This is a genomic window from Terrabacter sp. FW104-15G4B, assembly GCF_058790095.1.
The window spans coordinates 63,000-81,072 of the sequence record NZ_JBYTCI010000014.1; the positions used below are offsets into that span (position 1 = coordinate 63,000).

An 18,073-nucleotide genomic window follows, 5' to 3' on the forward strand; every position below is an offset into this window, starting at 1 on the left:
AGTGCCCCCGACCGTGTCCGTCGTCGTTCCCGCCTACAACAACGCCGACTTCATCGAGGCCACCCTCGACTCGATCCTGGCCCAGACCTTCACCGACTTCGAGCTGCTCGTCGCCGACCACTCCAGCACCGACGACACCTGGCAGCGGATCCAGCGTTACGCCGACGACCCCCGCGTCCGCCTCATGCAGACCCCCGCCGGGGGTGGCGCGCCCGCCAACTGGTCGCGGGTGACCCGCGAGGCCACCGGTGAGTTCATCAAGCTCGTCTGCGGTGACGACCTCATCGACCCGCGCTGCCTCGAGCTGCAGGTCGCCGCGATGGTGGCCAGTCCCCAGGTCGTGCTCTCCTCCTGCCGGCGCACCCTCATCGACGCCCACGGCAGCACCGTCGCCCAGGCGCGCGGCCTCGCCGGCCTGACAGGCGTCCAGCCGGGCCGTGTCGCGGCCCGTCGTGCGGTCATCGTCGGCTCGAACATCTTCGGTGAGCCGGCGTGCGTTCTCCTGCGGCGCGACGCCTTCGAGCGTGCCGGTGGCTGGGCCGACACCGAGCCCTACGTCATCGACCAGCAGACGTTCTGCAACGTCCTCATGCTCGGGGACTTCTTCGCCGTTCCCGAGTCGCTCGCCAGCTTCCGGCTCAGCGCCTCGCAGTGGAGCGTGGACCTCGCTCGCCAGCAGTCCGACCAGGTCGTGCGCTTCCACCACCGCCTGGCCGCCGACAACCCGGGGCTCCTCTCGCGGGCCGACCTGCTGCGCGGTGACAACCTGGCCCGGGCGATGGCATACGTCCGTCGTCTCGCCTACATCTGGCTCGGTCACAAGATGACGCCGCCCACCCCGACGCGCGACCAGGTCGGGGCCTGAGTCAGCCACTGTCGGCCGATCCCTTAGTCTCGTAGCGTGTCAGACCCCACGCCTGCTCTGCAGTCCGATCGCCTGCACCGGATCTCGGTGGTCACACCGGTCTACAAGGGTGAGCTGACGCTTCCCGGCCTGGCCAAGGAGATGCTGGCGCTCGGCGGCGAGCAGGTGAGTCCCGACGGCCACCGCTGGGAGCTCACCGAGTGGCTACTCGTCCACGACAACGGCCCCGACGCATCCGCGGACACCATCGCGGCGCTCGCGGCAGAGCACCCCTTCGTGCGCCCGATCTGGTTGAGCCGCAACTACGGCCAGCACCCGGCGACGCTGGCCGGCATGGCCTCGAGCAGCGGGGACTGGATCGTCACCCTCGACGAGGACGGCCAGCACGACCCCGCCGACATCGGGCGCTTCCTCGACGTGGCCCTCCGCGAGAACGCCCACCTGGTCTATGCCGAGCCCACCAACGAGCCGCCGCACGGGGTCGTGCGCAACCTCGCCTCCAGGGGGGCCAAGTGGGTCTTCGCCAGCTTCCTGGCCGGTGGCGCCGTGCAGACCTTCCAGAGCTACCGGCTCGTGCTGGGTGAGCTGGGACGCAGCGTGGCGGCGTATGCCGGAGCGGGCGTCTACCTCGACGTGGCGCTGGGCTGGGTCGTGGGCCGCATCTCGCACGTCGACATCGAGCTGCGCGAGGAGGGCGGCCGCCCTTCCGGCTACAGCATGCGTCGCCTGCTCTCGCACTTCTGGCGACTGGTCCTCTCGAGCGGTACGCGAGGACTGCGGGTGGTCAGCGCGCTGGGGGTCGTCTTCGGGCTCGCGGGCGTGCTCTTCGCGCTCTACCTCGTGCTGTCCTCGACCATGGGCCGTCCCACCCCCGAGGGGTGGACCTCCAACATGGTGGCCGTCCTGCTGAGCACCGGCGCGATCCTCTTCTCCCTCGGCATCATCGCCGAGTACATCGGGGTGGCCGTGGGGATGGCCATGGGCAAGCCGCCGTACCTCATCATCAGCGACCCGAAGAGCGGCCCGCTGGGCCGTCGACCCGGGTCCCGATGACCAGCAGGCGATGAGCGACGACTCGGCTCCGCTCACCTGGGTCGTCGGGGCTGGTGGGCTCCTCGGTCAGCACGTGGTGGCCGCCCTCCGGGGCCGTGCGCTCCGCTTCGACGCTCCGACGATCCCCTGGGCCGACCCGGTCGAGGCCGATCGCGTGCTGCTCGAGACGGCTGCCCGGCTGCTGCGCACTGCCGGCGACCGCCCGTGGCAGGTGGTGTGGTGCGCAGGGGCCGGAGTCACCGGCACCTCGGCGGAGTCCTTCGAGACCGAGCACGGCCTGTTGGTCGCTGCCCTGCGCGGGCTCGAGGGGCCACGTGCCCAGATGGCACGAGGCGCCTTCTTCCTCGCGTCGTCGGCCGGTGGCGTGTATGCCGGGGCCGCGGCCTCGCCATACGACGAGTTCTCGCCGACGCGGCCGTTGGCGGACTACGGCTGGGCCAAGCTGCGCGCCGAGGCGACCGTCGCGAGGTGGGCCGGGCGGGGAACGCCGGTCGTCATCGGACGCATCGCCAACCTCTACGGTCCCGGGCAGAACCTCGCCAAGCCGCAGGGGCTCGTGTCCCAGCTGTGTGCGGCCCACCTCGAGCGTCGACCCCTGTCGATCTGGGTGTCGCTCGACACGCTGCGCGACTACATCTACGCACCCGACTGCGCCCAGATGGTGCTGGACTGCCTTGACCGCGCCCGGTCGGAACGGGGCCGCCAGGGCATCGACGAAGAGCTGGTCGTCACCAAGGTCCTTGCGACGCAACGGGCGATCACGATCGGGGCGGTGATCGCCGAGCTCCGACGGATCTTCCGCCGTCGCCCGACGATCGTGCTCGGTGCCTCGCCGGTCTCCGCGCTGCAGTCACGCGACCTCAGTCTCACCTCGCACGTCTGGCCCGAGATCGACCGGCGGACGTTGACGACGTTCCCTGCCGGGGTCTCGGCGACGCTGCAGGATCTGCAGGCCCGGTTACAGCACCGCGTCGACTGAGCGGTCGTCCTTGCCCGTGGGGCGCTGGTCCGGCTCGAGCCCGGCCTCTGGTTCCGGCTCCGGTTCCGGCGCGCCCGGGAGTGCCGCGGCAGCGGATGCGCGACGTCGCCGCAGGGCCGCGACCACGAGCCAGGCGACCGCCAGCACCGCTGCAACGAGGAGGCACCCCAGCTCGACGGGCCAGCCGGGCGGGCTGAACGACACCGTCACCTCATGGCCGGCAGCCGTCGGCGGCACCGAGACGGTCAGCAGGTAGCCGTCGGTCGGGTCGGCCAGCGTGGCGCCTGCGATGGTGTAGCCCGGCCACTGGAGACGGCTCAGCACGACGCGACCTCCGCCGGCCGGGACCCGGTCCACCGTGAAGGTGACGGAGCGCTCGTCCCGGCTGTTCTGGGTGACCGCGACACCATCCGAGGTCCAGGTGACCCCACCCGCCGGGGGCAGGACCCGGTCGCGGACCCACGTGACGGCGTACTGGCTGCGGTAGGCGACGCGCCAGCCGACCGGGGGGTTGTCAAGGCGGTTGGCGCTGAAGTCCTTGCGCAGCAGCTGCACGGTGCTGACGGAGAGCAGGTCGGCGCGGACGGCACCGGTGCCGGGGTCGGTCTGGAACAGCGCGGCAAGGCCGCGGGGGCACAGGTTGCCGCTGTACAGCACGCAGAAGCGCTTGGTGTACGTCTCGTAGCCGATGGTCGTGTAGGTGCTCTGGACGGGGCGGGGGCTGAGGTACCAGGAGTTGGCCATCAGGAAGTCGTGACTGGCGGCCGGCTCCGCGACGAGCACCTTCTCGATGTTGCCGACGACGACGGTGTCACCCTGCGCCGCCGAGGCGGGCCGCGCATAGGCACTGACGGCAGCGGGCATGTGCCGGTCCGCCGACGACGGCGCCGGGAACTGCTGGTGCTGGACGGCGAGGACCACGACGCTCCAGACGGCGACGAAGGCCAGCGCGGTGGTGGTGCGCCGGTCGGGGCGCAGCAGGGGGCTCCGGCTGCGCACGCGCAGGACGGCCCAGGTCGCGACCAGGCCGACGACGACGAGGGCCGTACCGAGCGCGATGACCGACCGGGACTCCCACGAGCGCGAGACGGTCAGGTAGCCGGCGACCAGCGCGACCCCGACGGCGGTCACCAGCCGGCCCACGGAGGGTCGGCTCACGCCGGCTCGGGACAGCACGATCATCACGCTGAGGACCATGACGAGGGTGACGATGGGCAGGACTCGCATCGGCCAACGGATGGGTCCGACCTGGTTGGGGCCGAGCAGCCACATCAGCATGACGAGCAGCACGAGGAGCAGCCCGACGAGCTCGCGGGCGACGGCGCGCAGCCGGTCGAGCCTGACCCACAGCAGCAGCGGCAGGAACCACGCGATGTAGGCGGTGGGCTGGGTGTCGTCGGTGAAGGGCAGCATCGAGGTGAGGACGCCGGACACGGTGCCCTGCAGCCGGCCGTCGCTGATGATCTCGAAGCCGAGCCGCGTCGTCACCGGCGCGGTGAGCACACCGGGGAGGTAGACGGTCACCGCGAGCAGCCCGCAGATCGCGCCGACCAGCACGACACGCCGCACCCCTGCCCACTGTCGGGCGAGGCCACCGTCGATGATCGTCGCCACGCCGACCAGCACGATGTAGAGGGTGCCGTAGACGTAACCGACCGCCACGATGAGCCACCCGAGAGTCAGCACCGCGGCAGGGCTCGCCCAGCGCAGCACGCCGTCGGGGCGCTCCGCGAGGGGAACGGCCACCCGTCGCAGCTGCCACCAGAAGAGCGGCAGCAGGGCCCACACCATCTGGCCGGTCACCCACGAGGGCGACTCGAGGTAGAGCGTGGCGCCCCCGAGGCCCGAGGCGGCGCCCGCCACGAACGCGGCCGGTGGGCTGGCCCGGTAGGAGCGGGCGAGCGCGTAGGTGCCGACCGACCCGGCGGCCAGCAGGGCGATCTTGACGGCCGTCGCGAAGACGACGGCGTTCGGCGTCACGGTGGCGAGCAGGCCGATGACCGCGGTCAGCGGGCTGAACAGTCCCCACTGGCCCTCGGCCACGAAGTTGCCGGCCGCCCAGACCTGGGGGTCGAAGAGCGGCCAGTGCCCGGAGCGGAGCTGCTGGCCCAGGTGGTACCACTGGCCGAAGGCGCCGATCTGGGTGTCACCGAAGAAGTAGTAGCGCCGTTCGTGGACGAGCGGGACGAGCGCTGCCACGACGGCGGTGACGAGCGTCAGCAGGGCCCACAGGCGGCCTCTGGATCGATCGCCGGTCGTCGTCCGGGGCACGTCCCACCCACTCCTTGGCTGTCGGTCGTCGGTTCGGCCGGGATCGCCGTGACGCCGAGCACCACGACCGCCCGAGGGCGCCGACCACCCGGTCAGCGTAGTGCGTCGGCGGGGGAGCGGCGATCACCGGGAAGACATATGGTGATGAACCGGACACGTCCATCGTTGCAAGAGGATCCCGTATGCCGTCGCTCGCGCCCGACCCGTCCACACGTCGACCTGCGAGCCCGGGGCGCCCGGACACGCGGCGGCTCAGGGGGTGGGGCAGCACGGTGGGCCTGGTCATCGTCGCGCTCGGGTCGCTCGTCCCCGGCGCGGCCGCGGCGGCCGGGACTGCGGTCCCGGGCAGCGCGACCCCGTCGGCCTCCGCACCGGCGTCGTCGAGCCACCTGACCCGCCTGGCGATCCCTGCTGTGCCCGCCGGCAAACGTGCCGGGGTCTCGTCCTCCGGCGACCCGATCGCTGCGGCCACCACGGAGGTGGGCATCCCCTTCGACGTCGCGGGGGTCACCTTCTCGGGGCCGGCGCCTGACGGCATGGGCGTGGAGGTGCGCACCCGCACCTCCGGGGGTTGGGGCCCGTGGCTCCCGCTCGAGCTCGACTCCGACGACGGCCCCGACCCCGGCTCCAGCGAGGCACGCCGCCAGAAGCCCGGCTCGGTGCCCCTCACGGCGGCGGGATCCGACGGCGTGGACGTCCGGGTCTCCACCCGTGACGGCTCCGTGCCGCCGGACCTCGCCGTGACCGTCGTCGACGCCGCCCGCGCCGCGACGACCACGTCCAGGGCCGACGCCGCGGCCACCGAGAGCTCCACAGCGTCCGTCGGTGCTCCCTCCGTCGTGCCGCGCAGCGCCTGGGGCGCCGACGAGAGCCTGATGCCGTGCCAGCCCGACCGGCTCGCAGGGTTCAAGGCGGCCGTGGTGCACCACACCGTCAACGCCAACGACTACACGTCCGCGCAGGCGCCGGCACTGATGCGGGGCATCTTCGCCTTCCACACCCAGAGCCGCGGCTGGTGCGACATCGGGTACAACTTCCTCGTCGACCGGTTCGGGCGCATCTACGAGGGTCGCAAGGGCAGCATCAGTGGCTTCACCATGGGCGCCCAGGCGGGCGGCTTCAACCAGCAGACGTTCGGGGTCTCCGTCATCGGCGACTTCACCTCCTCGGCCTTCCCCAGCGCGGTCCGCACGTCGCTGGCGCGGGTCATCGCCTGGCAGGCGGACCGCAGCGCCTTCAACCCCTCCGCGTCGGTCACCCTGACCTCGGCCGGCAGCACCCGCTACGACGCAGGGGTACGCGTGAGCAAGCCCCGGGTCATGGGGCATCTCGACCTCGCCCTCACCTCGTGCCCCGGCGACGCGGCATACCCCCAGGTGTCGGGGATCCGCTCCTCGGCGGCGTCGCAGTGGGCCACGAGCCAGTACGTCGGCCGGCCCGGGAAGTACACACCGGTGACGGCCCGCCGCTTCCTCGACACTCGGAGCGGCCTGGGTGCCCCGCGCACGCCCGTCGGTCCCGGTGGGTCCCTCACCTTCCGGCCGCCCGGCCTGCCCTCCGACGCCACGGCGGTGACCCTCAACGTGACCACGACGGGGGCCACGCGCCCGACGTCCGTCGCCGCGTTCCCGGCCGGGCAGACACCGGGCAGCTCCTCCATGCTCAACACCGGGCCCGGTATCACCACAGCGGCCGCGGTCACGGTCGGAGTAGGCTCCGGCGGCTCGCTGACGCTGCGCAACGCCTCCGGCGACGTCCATCTCGTCGCGGACCTCGCCGGCTACTACTCGACGGGGGCCTCGGCCGGGCTGGTGGGCAGCTTCCGGCGGGTGCTCGACACGCGATCGGGGGTGGGCGCGCCGGCCCGGCGGGTCGAGCCCGCCCGTCCACTGACGCTCGCCCTCCCCGGACTGCCCGCCGGCACCCGGGCCGTCAACCTCACCCTCACCGCGACCGGGACCCAGGGAGCGGGCTACCTGACCGCCTACGCGGGGTCGGCGGCGCGGCCGTCCACCTCGAACGTCAACTTCGTCAGCGGGCAGAACGTCGCCAACCTCGCGACGGTGCCGGTGGGGCCCGGGGGCACCGTCACGATCTACGCCTCGGCCCCGACCCACGTCGTCGCCGACCTCGCAGGCGCCTTCGTCTCGGGGAGCGGCTCGCGCTTCACGCCTGTCAGCCCCCGACGGGTGCTCGACACGAGGTACGGCTGGTCCGCGCCCTACGGGCCGCTGAAGGCCGGTCGGGCCCTCGCGGTGCCGGTGGACGGGGTGCCATCCTCCGCGAGCGGTGTCGCGCTGTCGCTGTCCGGCACGGGCGCCACCCTGCCGACGGCGGTCACGGTCTACCCGACCGGGTCACCGCAACCGGCCACCTCCAACCTCAACGTCACCCCCGGTCGAGCCGTCTCGGGCCTCGCCGTCACGGGGATCCGGGCCGCGAGCGTCTCGATGGTCAGCACCTCGGGCGCGGTCCACGTCATCGCCGACCTGATGGGCCACTACGGGGGCTGAACCGGTCCGGCCCGAAGGAAGGTTCAGATGCCGACGGTCAGATCTGGCTCGGTGCGGTCGCGGACCTCGTTCACGGTGACGCCCGGCGCGAGTTCGCGCAGCACGAGACCCGACTCCGTGACGTCGAGGACGCACAGGTCGGTGATGATGCGCTGCACGACGCCCCGGCCGGTGTAGGGCAGGGAGCACTCCTTGACGATCTTGTAGGCGCCGTCCCTGGCGTTGTGCTCCATCAGGACGATGACCTTCTTGGCACCGTGCACGAGGTCCATGGCCCCGCCCATGCCCTTGACCATCTTGCCGGGGATCATCCAGTTGGCGATGTCGCCGCCCTGCGACACCTGCATGGCGCCGAGAATGGCGGCGTCCACCTTGCCGCCGCGGATCATCCCGAAGCTCGTGGCCGAGTCGAAGAACGCCGCTCCCTTGCGCAGGGTGACGGTCTCCTTGCCGGCGTTGATGAGGTCGGGGTCCTCGTCGCCGTCGAAGGGGTAGGCGCCCACACCGAGGATCCCGTTCTCGGACTGCAGCACGATCTCGACGTCGTCGGGCACGTAGTTGGGCACGAGGGTCGGCAGGCCGATGCCGAGGTTGACGTAGGAGCCGTCGGACAGCTCCGCCGCGGCGCGCGCGGCCATCTGCTCACGGGTCAGGGCCATGCTCAGGCCTCCTTGTCGGTCGTCGGGCGAGGGCGCACGGTGCGGCGCTCGATGCGCTTCTCGGCTGCCTGCTCCGGCGTGAGCGGGAGCACGCGTTGCACGAAGATGCCGGGCAGGTGGATCTCGTCGGGGTCGAGGTCGCCGGGTTCGACGAGCTGCTCGACCTCGGCGACTGTGGTGCGGCCGGCCATGGCGCACAGTGGGTTGAAGTTGCGGGCAGACCGGTTGAAGACGAGGTTCCCGTGGCGGTCGCCCTTGGCGGCGCGCACGAGCCCGAAGTCCGTGGTGATGGCCTGCTCGAGGACGAACGTGTGCCGCTCGCCCATCCACTCGAAGTCCTGGGTCTGCTTGGGCGGGGACGCGACGGCCACGCCGCCTGAGGCGTCGTAGCGCCAGGGCAGCCCGCCCTCGGCGATCTGGGTGCCGACCCCGGTCATGGTGAAGAACGCCGCGATGCCGGAGCCTCCGGCTCGCAGCCGTTCGGCCAGGGTGCCCTGGGGTGTCAGCTCCACCTCGAGCTCGCCGGAGAGGTACTGCCGCTCGAACTCCTTGTTCTCGCCGACGTAGGAGCTGACCATGCGGCGGATCCTTCTGTCCCGCAAGAGGACACCGAGCCCCCAGTCGTCGACGCCGCAGTTGTTGGAGACGGCCTCGAGGTCGGTCAGGCCGGCGTCGTGGATCGCCGCGATGAGAACGGAGGGGATGCCGCAGAGGCCGAAACCACCGACCGAGAGCGACATTCCGTCGCGGATCCCGGCGATGGCCTCCTGTGGTGTGGAGACGACTTTGTCCATGGGGCGGACTCTATCCGCGCCTGGGGCGCCCCGTGCCGTGGGGCCGCGCCACAGGATCGCCGCTTCCATGGTCGCCGAGCACGTATGCCGGGGGCTGAGCGGAGGACCGACGCCTCGTCCGGTGGTCCCTCGCGAAGAACAGGTTTGTAATTCAACCGACTGGCTTGTGATGGCTGTGACTGGAGTGCATAAATGGTGCGGGAGTAAACATCGACCCACGCTGACCAGAGGAACACCCATGGCCCTGCGCCGACGCCCGCTGGGCCTCGTCCTCGCTCTTCCCGCCCTCACCGTGCCGCTCGCGGTCGCACCGGCCGCGGCCGTGCAGGCGCCGCCGACCCGGACGCTGCCGAGCGGGCTCGACGTCTACGTGCCCTACCAGGCGCAGACGATCTGCGACCCCGTGGCGCGGCCGGGCGTGCTCTCCTTTGCCCGTCTGATGACCTCGCACTACGGGATGGGATCGACGGGACTGATCGGTCGCACCTGCGGCAGCGGCCCGTCGGAGCACTACGACGGGCGAGCCTGGGACTGGATGCTCAACGTCGACAACCCGTCGCAGGAGGCGGTGGCGCAGTCGGTGCTGCCGTGGCTGACGGGCCCGGACGAGAACGGCGTGAAGGGCGCCATGGCGCGCCGGTTCGGGATCATGTACATCATCCACAACCGGAAGATGTGGCGGTCCTACGCCACGGAGCGCGGCTGGGCGCCGTACTACGGCAGCTCGCCCCACACCGACCACATCCACTTCAGCTTCAACTACGACGGTGCCGCGGGCCGCACGTCCTGGTGGACCGGGGTACCGACGAAGACCTACCTCACCTCGCTCCCTCGGGCCGGCTCGACGCTGCCCACCACGCCGCCGACGACGCCCTCCACGCCCACGACACCCGTGCCGGCCAAGCCGGTCGTGCTCTCCTTCGGCATGCGGTCCGAGGCCGTGCGCCAGCTGCAGGTCAGGCTCTCCAACCTGCCGGCCACCGGCTACTTCGGCGACCAGACCAAGGCCCGCGTGGTCGCCTACCAGGCCTTCGTCGGACTGCCGCGCACCGGCGCGGCTGACCTGCGCACGCAGGAGATCCTCGCCGGGCGCGGCTGGAAGAGCGTCACCGCCGCGTACCCGACACTGGGCTACGGCACGACGTGGGCCGCGGTCAAGACGCTCCAGGCCAAGCTGGGCTCGCTGCCGACCACGGGCTACTACGGCACTCTGACCAAGGCCCGCGTGGCGGCATACCAGAAATTCGTGGGGCTGCCGCAGACGGGAGTGGCCGACCCCGTGACGCAGGCGCGGCTCTGGGTGCGCGGCTGGACCGGCACCGCGGCCGGGCCCTCCACGACGACCTACCCGACCCTGACCTTCGGCATGACCTCGGCCGCGGTGAAGACGCTGCAGGCCAGGCTGGGCTCGTTGCCGACCACCGGCTACTACGGCACGCTGACCCAAGCCCGCGTGGTCGCCTACCAGCGCTTCGCCGGGCTCGCGCAGACGGGCGTCGCCGACTCGAGGACCCAGCAGGCGCTCTACATGCGCGGCTGGTCGGCCACCGCCAGCGTCACCGCGACCGCCGGCAAGGCCTCGTTTCCCACCGGGAAGGACCAACCCATGACCGCCTACGCGAGCACGTCGTCACGCACCAGCCCTGCGGTGGCCAGCGTCGACGTCGGGACGAGCTATACCGCGTACAAGAGCCTGACGCTCGGGGACGGCTCACGGGGCGCGGCCGTGCGGGTGCTGCAGCGGGCGCTGGGCGGCGTCGCCGTCGACGGCGTCTTCGGCGCGGTCACGCGCGACAAGGTCGTGTCGCTGCAGCGCTCGCTGGCGCTGCCGCAGACCGGAGTCGTGACGCCGGAGCTGTGGGACGTGCTCGAGGCGCGTGACTTCCCGTTCGTCACCGACCGCTCGACCGTGCTGCGCGCCGGCGACACCGGCGCCCAGGTGCTCGCGGTCCAGCGGCTGCTGGGGGTGCGCCAGACGGGCGTCTTCGACCTCGCAACCCGCGAGGCCGTCAAGGCGGCTCAGGCCCGCGCCGGTCTGGCGAGCACCGGCGTGGTCGCCTCGCGCACGTGGTCGCTCTTCGACCGGCTGTCGGCCTGAGGCCTCAGGCGGGCAGGGAGTCGGTCTCGTCGCGGGCGTCCACCGTGACGCCCTCGGAGTCGAACCGCTGGACGAGGTCGCCGCGCGGACCTCGGAGCAGGACAACCGAGCCGTCGGCGGCCCACGCCGAGAGGGCCCGACGCAGCACCGTCTCGAGAGGGCCCTGCAGCGCCACCCGGGGGCTCGCACCCCACGCCGGCTGGCTCACGACGACGTCGCCGTATGCCGTGTCGCGGCCGGTCCCCGCCACCGCCACGTCGCCCGGCTCCGGGTCGGACATCGGCGAGAAGATGTCGCCGTGGGTCGCCAGCTCGCGGGCCTCGTCGACGGCGCCCGGCGCCGAGGCCGCCTCGGGGTGGCTGCGGGCCAGCGCGGGCAGCGACACGAGGACGGCGTCGCCCCCGTGGCCGGCCGCAGCTACGGGGGAGTCGGTCACGAGCACGTCAGCCCCGGCGGCAGCGTCCCCGACGACGACAGAGCCGCCCACCGACCACGTTGCGAGCGCCCAGTAGAGCGAGCGCCAGTGCGCGGGCAGGTCGAGCCCCACCGTCGTGCCCGGCCCGGCGGCTGCGTCGTCCTGCAGCAGGTTCGCTGCCTTGGACACCCAGTTGGCGAGGACGCGGGCGCTCAGCTCGATCCGTTCGCCGGCGGTCGGACCGGGCTCGTCGTCGTACCACGTGAGCCGGGGGCGTCCCGGATCCGAGGCAACCATGCGAGCCAGGACGTCGCGGGGCAGCAAGGAGGCGGTCACGGGGGGCCTCCGGTGGTTCGGCGTCGCATCAGCTGTTCTTCGCTCCCTCGACGGTGGTGCCGGGCGGGGGCTCCGTGAGCGGCTCGTCGTTCTTGAGCGCCGTGAAGAGGGCCTTGGCCCGCACGGTGTCCCACTTGACCGCCAGGGCGCCGGCGCTCGTGCGGTAGGAGAGGTCGGCGGTGGGCACCGAGAGCGAGAGGCCCTCGTCGTTGCTGACCGCGCGCATCGCCTGCAGGACGCGGACGGCGTCCATGATGCCGGTCTGGGTGCCGACGGCCAGCCCGGCCGCCGAGGCGTCGGCGAAGCTCTTGTAGCGCCACGGAACCAGCACGGTCGAGGGCGTCGCGGCCTTCTTCATGAGCGCCCCGAGGAACTGGCGCTGGCGCGCGGCGCGGCCGATGTCACCGAGCGGGTCCTCGTAGCGGGACCGGACGTAGCCGAGGGCGTTGCCACCGTTGAGCGTCTGGCAGCCCTTCTTCAGGTCGATGCCCGCCTTCTTGTCGACCATGTCGCGAGGCACGCACAGGTTGACGCCGTCGACGCTGTCGACGACCGCGGCGAAGCCACCGAGCCCGATCTCGACGTAGCCGTCCACGTGGATGCCGGTGGCCTGCTCGACCGTCTCGGTCAGCAGCTTGGGACCGCCGATGGAGTAGGCGGCGTTGATCTTGTTGGAGCCGTGCCCGGGGACGGGGACGTAGGAGTCGCGGGGGAGGGAGACCATGACCGGCTTGCCGCCGCTCTCCGAGACGTGCACGAGCATGATCGTGTCGGTGCGGTTGCCCGCGGCGTTGCCGGTGGCGTACTTCTTGCGCTGCGCCTTGGTCAGGCCCTCGCGGCTGTCGGACCCCACGAGCAGGTAGTTGTAGCCCGAGGTGTCGGTGGGCCGGTTGCCGTCCGGGATGTTGTCGACCTTGTTGACCGAGCCCCAGGCCTGCAGGGGCACCCAGACCAGGAACCCGACCCACACCAGCAGCAGGACGAGCAGGGCGACCAGCGCGACACGTCCTCGGCGCCAGCGGCGGCGCGGCTTTCGGGGTGGGACCTCGGCCGGGCGAGCGGACCCCGCCGGTGCGCCCCGCCGGTCGCGAGTGTCCACGAGGACGGCGTCGGCGGCGTCGTCGAGAGCTGACCCACGGCCCCGAACCTCCTGCCGCGAGGCGACGACGGGGCCGCCGGCCCGCTTGGGGCGGCGCCGGGTGTCGACGACGTACGCGTCGTCGCGTCCGGGGCGGCGGGGAGTGCTCGGATCAGTCGGCATCGGCTGCCTTCACGCTCGGGTGCGGGGTCACATCGGCCGACAGTCTCTCAGGTGTCGCTGTCGACCGCCTGTGCTGCGTGGCCGGCATCGCCTCGTCGAGGGCGATCCGGCGCGCCAACCTCGTGTAGCGCGTCTCCATCGCCCGGAAGCGCTTGTACGTCGTGACGACGAAGCCGAGGAAGGCGACGACGAGCCCGTAGAGGATGAGGTCGGCCCCACGCCCGATCCCGAGCGCCTTGGCGAGGTTGGTCCACGTCTTGCTCGGGTCGATGATCGAGTAGATGACCAGTCCGAGCAGCAGCAGCAGCCCGAGCCGTCGGAGCGCCTGCGTGCGCTGCCCCGAGCCGATCAGCAGCCGCCAGGCGATCGTGAGGACCGCTGCGATGAGCAGGATCTGGATGACGCTCTGCCGACTCATCGCCAGATCAGCTCCGCGAGGATGTTCACGGCGTTCCAGATCGACTGGCCCTTGGCCCTCGAGTAGTCGGTGTAGAGAATGTGCACGGGTTCCTCCGCGTAGGCGACCGGGGCGCCCTCGAAGCGCATCGAGCCGATCTGGGCGACGATCTCGGAGGCATGGGCCATCCGGTTCTGCGTGATGTCGAGGCGCTCCACGACGTCGCGGTGCAGGACGCGCAGCCCGTTGTGGGCGTCCGTCAGGCGCGTTCCGGTGGTGACGTTCGTGTAGGCCACGGCCGCACGCAGGACCAGCCGCTTGGACGTGGTCGCCTCGGTGCGCTCGTCCAGGAAGCGCGAGCCGAACACGACGCGCACGTCGCCGCGCCGGATGCGCTCGACCATCACCTCCACGTCGTGGATCTGGTGCTGGCCGTCGGCGTCGTAGGTGACCACGTAGCGCATGGCCGGGTCCCCGAGCGCGTACGCGAAACCGGTCTGCAGGGCCGCGCCCTGACCCAGGTTGACCGGGTGGCGCACCACGGCCGCCCCCGCCTGCGCGGCGCGTTCGGATGAGTCGTCCCGGGAGCCGTCGTCGACGCAGACGATGTTGGGGAAGACGTTGCGGGCCTCGTGCACGACGTCGGCGACGACGGCCGCCTCGTTGTAGAGGGGCACCACCAGCCACACGTCCTCGTTCTGCATCTGCCCAGCGTAGAGCCGCCGAGAGTCTCGCCCGGCCACGCGCCACGGCGGTGGGACGACGACACGCGAGGCGCCGACCGGAGGCCGCCCGACGGCATACGCCGGGAACTAGAGTCGTCCCACCATGACGGACGCGTTGTCACAGGACTCCCGGTCGCCGGGCCAGCACTCTTCCGGGGCCCCGGCAGCAGCCCCGGGCGGCGAGGTCTCGGCCCGGCCGGACGCCTCGACGGGCTCGTCCGCGCTCCGGATCGCGATCGTGGGACCGACGCACCCGCACCAGGGCGGCATCGCGGCGCACACGACGATGCTGGCCCACCACCTGGCGGACGCGGGGCACGACGTCACGCTCGTGTCGTGGGCCCACCTCTACCCCTCGAGGCTGCACCAGGCGGACGCGACGGTGGCCGACGGCGGACCCGAGGTGCCTCCGTTCCCGCGGACGATCCGCGCGCTCAGCTGGGCCCGACCCGACACGTGGGTACGCACCGGGCGACGGCTGCGCGACGTCGACACGATCCTCGTCGTCCACCTCATGCCGGCCGTCGTCCCGGCCCACCTGGCGCTGCTGCGGGCGGCCGGTGCGACGCCCGGCGCTGTGCCCGGTACGGCCGGCCCACGCCCGCAGTCGGTCGTGGTGTGCCACAACGTCCTGCCGCACGAGCCGCACGTCGGCGACACCCGGCTGATGTCCCTGCTCTTCTCCCGCGTGGACTCTGTGCTCGTCCACAGCGCGGACCAGGCGCGGGTGGCCCACGACCTCGGCGCGCGCCGGGTCTCGGAGGCCGAGCTGCCGCCGCACCTGCCCGGTGGCGACCCCGTCCACCGGGGCCCCCGCCCTGGACCGACCCGGCTGCTCGCCGTCGGTCTCGCGCGCGAGCACAAGGGCATCGACGTGCTGCTGCGGGCGATGCGCGCGGTCCCCGACGTGACCCTGACCATCGCGGGCGAGATCTGGGGAGCCAACCGCGATGTCATCCCGCGGCTGGCCGCCGACCCCGCGCTCGCCGGCCGCGTGGAGATCCGTGACGGCCACGTCCCCGCCGACGCCCTCGCCGCGCTGCTGGCCGACCATGACGTCCTCGCCCTGCCGTGCCGTTCGGCGACGGCGTCCCAGAACGTCGTCCTCGGGCACGCGCACGGGCTACCCGTCCTTGCCACCGACATCGTGCCCTTCTCCCAGCAGGTGGTCGACGGCGTCAACGGGCTCCTCGTGCCGCCTGACGACGAGCGCGCGCTCGTCGGCGCGCTGCGTCGCCTGGGCGACCCGGACGTGCGCCGTCGCCTCGCGGAGGGCGTCCAGACGCCGGACCTCTCCGGGCCGTGGGCGCACTACCTCGGCACCGTCGAGGCGCTGTCCGTCGCCGACAGCGTGCTGTTCGCCGCGAGCGGGCCTGACGACCCCGAGGACAGCGGGGACAGCAGCGCAGATTTCGGGGACGCAACTCGCGCCGACCCTGTGACCGAGGGGCACGGGCCGGTCCAAGCCTTCGAACGCGTGGGTCGGGTCGTGGGTGCGGAGGCTCGCGCCGTCGCAGGCCGGGCCCGGCGCGCAGTGACCCGGGCCGTCGCCTCCCGGCGGCCCCTCGTCTCGCTGCGCCCCGACGATCTTCCCGACTGGGTCCTCGCCACCGATGTGCTGGGGGAGCCAGACGAGGCCGACGACGCCCGCCGGCTGTCCCGCATCCTCGGTCTGCCCCGGTCGCTCGACAGCGTGTCGGCGTGGGCGGCGCTCGGAGCCCTGGCCGCCATCCTGCGCGTGCGCGACGACGGGCGCCGCAGCGCGGTCATCGTCGACGAGGGCGGCACCCGTTCCGTGCTGTCGCGGTGGGCCCGGGCCGTCGGCTTCGTGCCGGTCGAGATCGACTTCACCGGGTCGCACCCCAGCGTGGCGGCGCTCGACGTCGACACCGGCTCCCTCGACGTCATCGTGCGCATCCACCCGAACGGCTGCGACGCCGACGACGTCGACCACGTGCTGGAGCAGGCGTCCTGGGCGCTGCGCTCGGGCGGGCTGCTCGTCGTCACCGTGCCCATCGGCCCCCGCGCCGCCGAGGGCGCGGTCGGCCCCGCCGACGTGCGAGGCCTCCTGGCGCGGGCGCACGACCTCGGCTTCGTGCTCGTCGGAGACCTGGACGGCGACGTCACCGCTCGGATGCGGGAGGCGGCGTCGCGCGCCCGCGCCGACGATGCCGCATACGGCCTCGTGCGGTTGAGCCTGCGGCGGCGCTGATCACGGGGCCGGCACTGCGATGATGGTGCGGACATGACCCGCTCGAAGATCCTCACCGTCCTCCGCGTCGCCATCGCGGTCATCACGCTCGCCGCCGTCGTCTACGCGGTGGTGCGCAACTGGGCGGACGTGTCGGCGTACCTCGACCAGATCTCGTGGGTCACCTTCCTGTGGTCGAGCCTCGCCGCGGCCATCGGCACCTGGCTGACCATGATCGGGTGGAAGGTCCTCCTGCGCGACCTCGGCTCCGACCTGCACCCGGCTCCTGCCTCGGGGGTCTACTTCGTCGGTCAGCTCGGCAAGTACCTTCCCGGCTCGCTGTGGTCGGTGCTCGTGCAGGCCGACATCGCCAGCCACCTCAAGGTCCCGCGCCGGCGCACCGCGGTGACAGGGCTGCTCGCCCTAGGGCTGGCGCTGCTGACCGGGCTTCTGGTCGGGCTGCCGGCGGCGTCCTTGCTCCTGACCCGCAACTCGTCGGGCTTCGACTGGTGGCTGCTGCTCGGCGTCCCGATCCTCGTGGTGCTGTGCGTGCCGCAGCTGCTCAACGCCGTCATCAACCGGATGCTGCGCACCCTCAGGCGTGAGCCGCTCGAGCAGAACCTGTCGACCGGGGCGGTGCTGCGCGCTGTCGGCATCTTCCTGCTGGTGTGGGTCGCCTTCGGCGTCCACACGCTGCTGCTGGCTCGCGCTGTCTCGGCCGACGGCACGGCCCACCCCGACCTCACCAGCGCCGCGATGACCGGCTATGCACTGTCGGTGTCGCTCGGCATGCTCACCATCGTGCTCCCGGCGGGTCTGGGCGCGCGCGAGGGGCTGCTCACGCTCATCCTCTCGACGGCGATCCCGACCCCGGCCGCCGCCGCCGTCGCGATCATGTCGCGGTTCATCGTCACGATCGTCGACGTCGTCGCCGCACTCGGGGGCTGGCTCTATGCCCGAAGCCACCACCTCGTCACCGAGAGGCACGCCGCCGAGGAGCGTGAGCTGAGCCGTTGACCGGCACGGCTCAGCGACGGCTCAGCGACGGCTCAGCGGCGGCTCAGCGGGGCTCGAGGACGAAGACCGGGATGAGGCGGTCGGTCTTGGTCTGGTACTCCGCATAGGACGGGAAGGCGGCGACGCACCGCTCCCACCACTGCTCCCGCTCCTCGCCCTTGAGCTCGCGGGCGAGGACCGGGAACGTCTCGGTGCCGGCCTGCAGGTCGATGTCGGGGTGCGCGAGGAGGTTGTGGTACCACTTCGGGTGGGTCGGGGCGCCGCCCTGGCTGGCCACGGCTGCGAAGGAGCCGCCGTGCTCGACGCGCATGAGCGGCACCTTGCGGATCGCGCCGGTCCGCGCGCCGCGCATGGTCAGGAGCACCACGGGCAGGCCCATGATGTCGACCGAGTCGGTGGTGCCGGTGCGCTCGATGGTGTCGACCTGCTGGCGCACCCACTCGCTGGGGCTGGGGACGTACTCGTTCATGATCGCCATGACTGCAGACTAACTCGGGCA

At 72.2% G+C, this 18,073-nt stretch carries 15 protein-coding genes; 7 read left to right on the top strand and 8 right to left on the bottom strand.

Going from position 1 to position 18,073, the window contains the following annotated elements; translation table 11 throughout:
- Position 1 precedes the first annotated feature (1 nt).
- From AC3WRT_RS12555 to AC3WRT_RS12565, 3 genes are read left to right on the top strand one after another with little or no spacing between them, the layout of a single operon-like run.
- A complete protein-coding gene (locus tag AC3WRT_RS12555) occupies positions 2–865 on the top strand; it encodes a glycosyltransferase family 2 protein (RefSeq protein ID WP_492722342.1) in 864 nt (287 codons plus the stop codon).
- Between the two features lie 36 nt (positions 866–901).
- Positions 902–1,918 carry a glycosyltransferase gene (locus AC3WRT_RS12560; RefSeq protein ID WP_492722344.1) on the top strand — a complete coding sequence of 339 codons (1,017 nt, stop codon included), beginning with the start codon at positions 902–904 and terminating at the stop codon, positions 1,916–1,918.
- Positions 1,919–1,928: 10 nt separating this feature from the next.
- Positions 1,929–2,897, top strand: coding sequence for an NAD-dependent epimerase/dehydratase family protein (locus tag AC3WRT_RS12565; RefSeq protein ID WP_492722346.1), 969 nt, complete (start codon positions 1,929–1,931; stop codon positions 2,895–2,897).
- Here the strand turns inward: AC3WRT_RS12565 and AC3WRT_RS12570 are convergent.
- On the bottom strand, positions 2,877–5,168 hold the full coding sequence (locus AC3WRT_RS12570) for a hypothetical protein (RefSeq protein ID WP_492722348.1): 2,292 nt from the start codon (positions 5,166–5,168) through the stop codon (positions 2,877–2,879). The two genes, AC3WRT_RS12565 and AC3WRT_RS12570, sit on opposite strands and share 21 nt — an antisense overlap.
- Positions 5,169–5,350: 182 nt before the next feature.
- On the opposite strand from AC3WRT_RS12570, the gene AC3WRT_RS12575 reads away from it, so the two are divergent.
- The gene (locus AC3WRT_RS12575) at positions 5,351–7,681 is read left to right on the top strand and encodes an N-acetylmuramoyl-L-alanine amidase (RefSeq protein ID WP_492722349.1); all 2,331 of its coding nucleotides are present in this window, start codon (positions 5,351–5,353) and stop codon (positions 7,679–7,681) included.
- Positions 7,682–7,704: 23 nt separating this feature from the next.
- Here the strand turns inward: AC3WRT_RS12575 and AC3WRT_RS12580 are convergent, their stop codons facing one another.
- Entirely contained in the window at positions 7,705–8,340 is a 636-nt protein-coding gene (locus AC3WRT_RS12580) for a CoA transferase subunit B (RefSeq protein ID WP_492722351.1), read from the bottom strand.
- A gap of 2 nt (positions 8,341–8,342) precedes the next feature.
- On the bottom strand, positions 8,343–9,134 hold the full coding sequence (locus tag AC3WRT_RS12585; protein ID WP_492722352.1) for a CoA transferase subunit A: 792 nt from the start codon (positions 9,132–9,134) through the stop codon (positions 8,343–8,345).
- A gap of 238 nt (positions 9,135–9,372) precedes the next feature.
- Between AC3WRT_RS12585 and AC3WRT_RS12590 the strand changes: the two genes are divergently transcribed.
- Positions 9,373–11,232 (top strand): peptidoglycan-binding domain-containing protein, encoded by a 1,860-nt coding sequence (locus AC3WRT_RS12590; protein ID WP_492722353.1) that lies wholly within the window; start codon positions 9,373–9,375, stop codon positions 11,230–11,232.
- Between the two features lie 4 nt (positions 11,233–11,236).
- On the opposite strand, the gene AC3WRT_RS12595 is transcribed toward AC3WRT_RS12590, so the two are convergent.
- The 4 genes from AC3WRT_RS12595 to AC3WRT_RS12610 are packed head-to-tail and all read right to left on the bottom strand — an operon-like array spanning position 11,237 to position 14,345.
- The gene (locus AC3WRT_RS12595) at positions 11,237–11,983 is read right to left on the bottom strand and encodes a TIGR03089 family protein (protein ID WP_492722354.1); all 747 of its coding nucleotides are present in this window, start codon (positions 11,981–11,983) and stop codon (positions 11,237–11,239) included.
- 28 nt (positions 11,984–12,011) lie between these two features.
- On the bottom strand, positions 12,012–13,244 hold the full coding sequence (locus tag AC3WRT_RS12600; RefSeq protein WP_492722356.1) for an LCP family protein: 1,233 nt from the start codon (positions 13,242–13,244) through the stop codon (positions 12,012–12,014).
- Positions 13,234–13,662, bottom strand: a complete 429-nt coding sequence (locus tag AC3WRT_RS12605) for a DUF2304 domain-containing protein (protein ID WP_492722357.1) — start codon at positions 13,660–13,662, stop codon at positions 13,234–13,236. The genes AC3WRT_RS12600 and AC3WRT_RS12605 overlap by 11 nt, the downstream gene beginning before the upstream one ends.
- On the bottom strand, positions 13,659–14,345 hold the full coding sequence (locus AC3WRT_RS12610) for a glycosyltransferase family 2 protein (RefSeq protein WP_492722358.1): 687 nt from the start codon (positions 14,343–14,345) through the stop codon (positions 13,659–13,661). The genes AC3WRT_RS12605 and AC3WRT_RS12610 overlap by 4 nt, the downstream gene beginning before the upstream one ends.
- 124 nt (positions 14,346–14,469) lie before the next feature.
- Here AC3WRT_RS12610 and AC3WRT_RS12615 point away from each other — a divergent pair, with 124 nt between their 5' ends.
- Positions 14,470–16,578, top strand: coding sequence for a glycosyltransferase (locus AC3WRT_RS12615; RefSeq protein ID WP_492722360.1), 2,109 nt, complete (start codon positions 14,470–14,472; stop codon positions 16,576–16,578).
- 33 nt (positions 16,579–16,611) lie between these two features.
- Complete coding sequence (locus AC3WRT_RS12620) at positions 16,612–17,574, top strand: lysylphosphatidylglycerol synthase domain-containing protein (protein ID WP_492722362.1); 963 nt, start codon at positions 16,612–16,614, stop codon at positions 17,572–17,574.
- 43 nt (positions 17,575–17,617) lie between these two features.
- On the opposite strand, the gene AC3WRT_RS12625 is transcribed toward AC3WRT_RS12620, so the two are convergent.
- Complete coding sequence (locus tag AC3WRT_RS12625; protein ID WP_492722364.1) at positions 17,618–18,052, bottom strand: nitroreductase family deazaflavin-dependent oxidoreductase; 435 nt, start codon at positions 18,050–18,052, stop codon at positions 17,618–17,620.
- Positions 18,053–18,073: the final 21 nt, after the last annotated feature.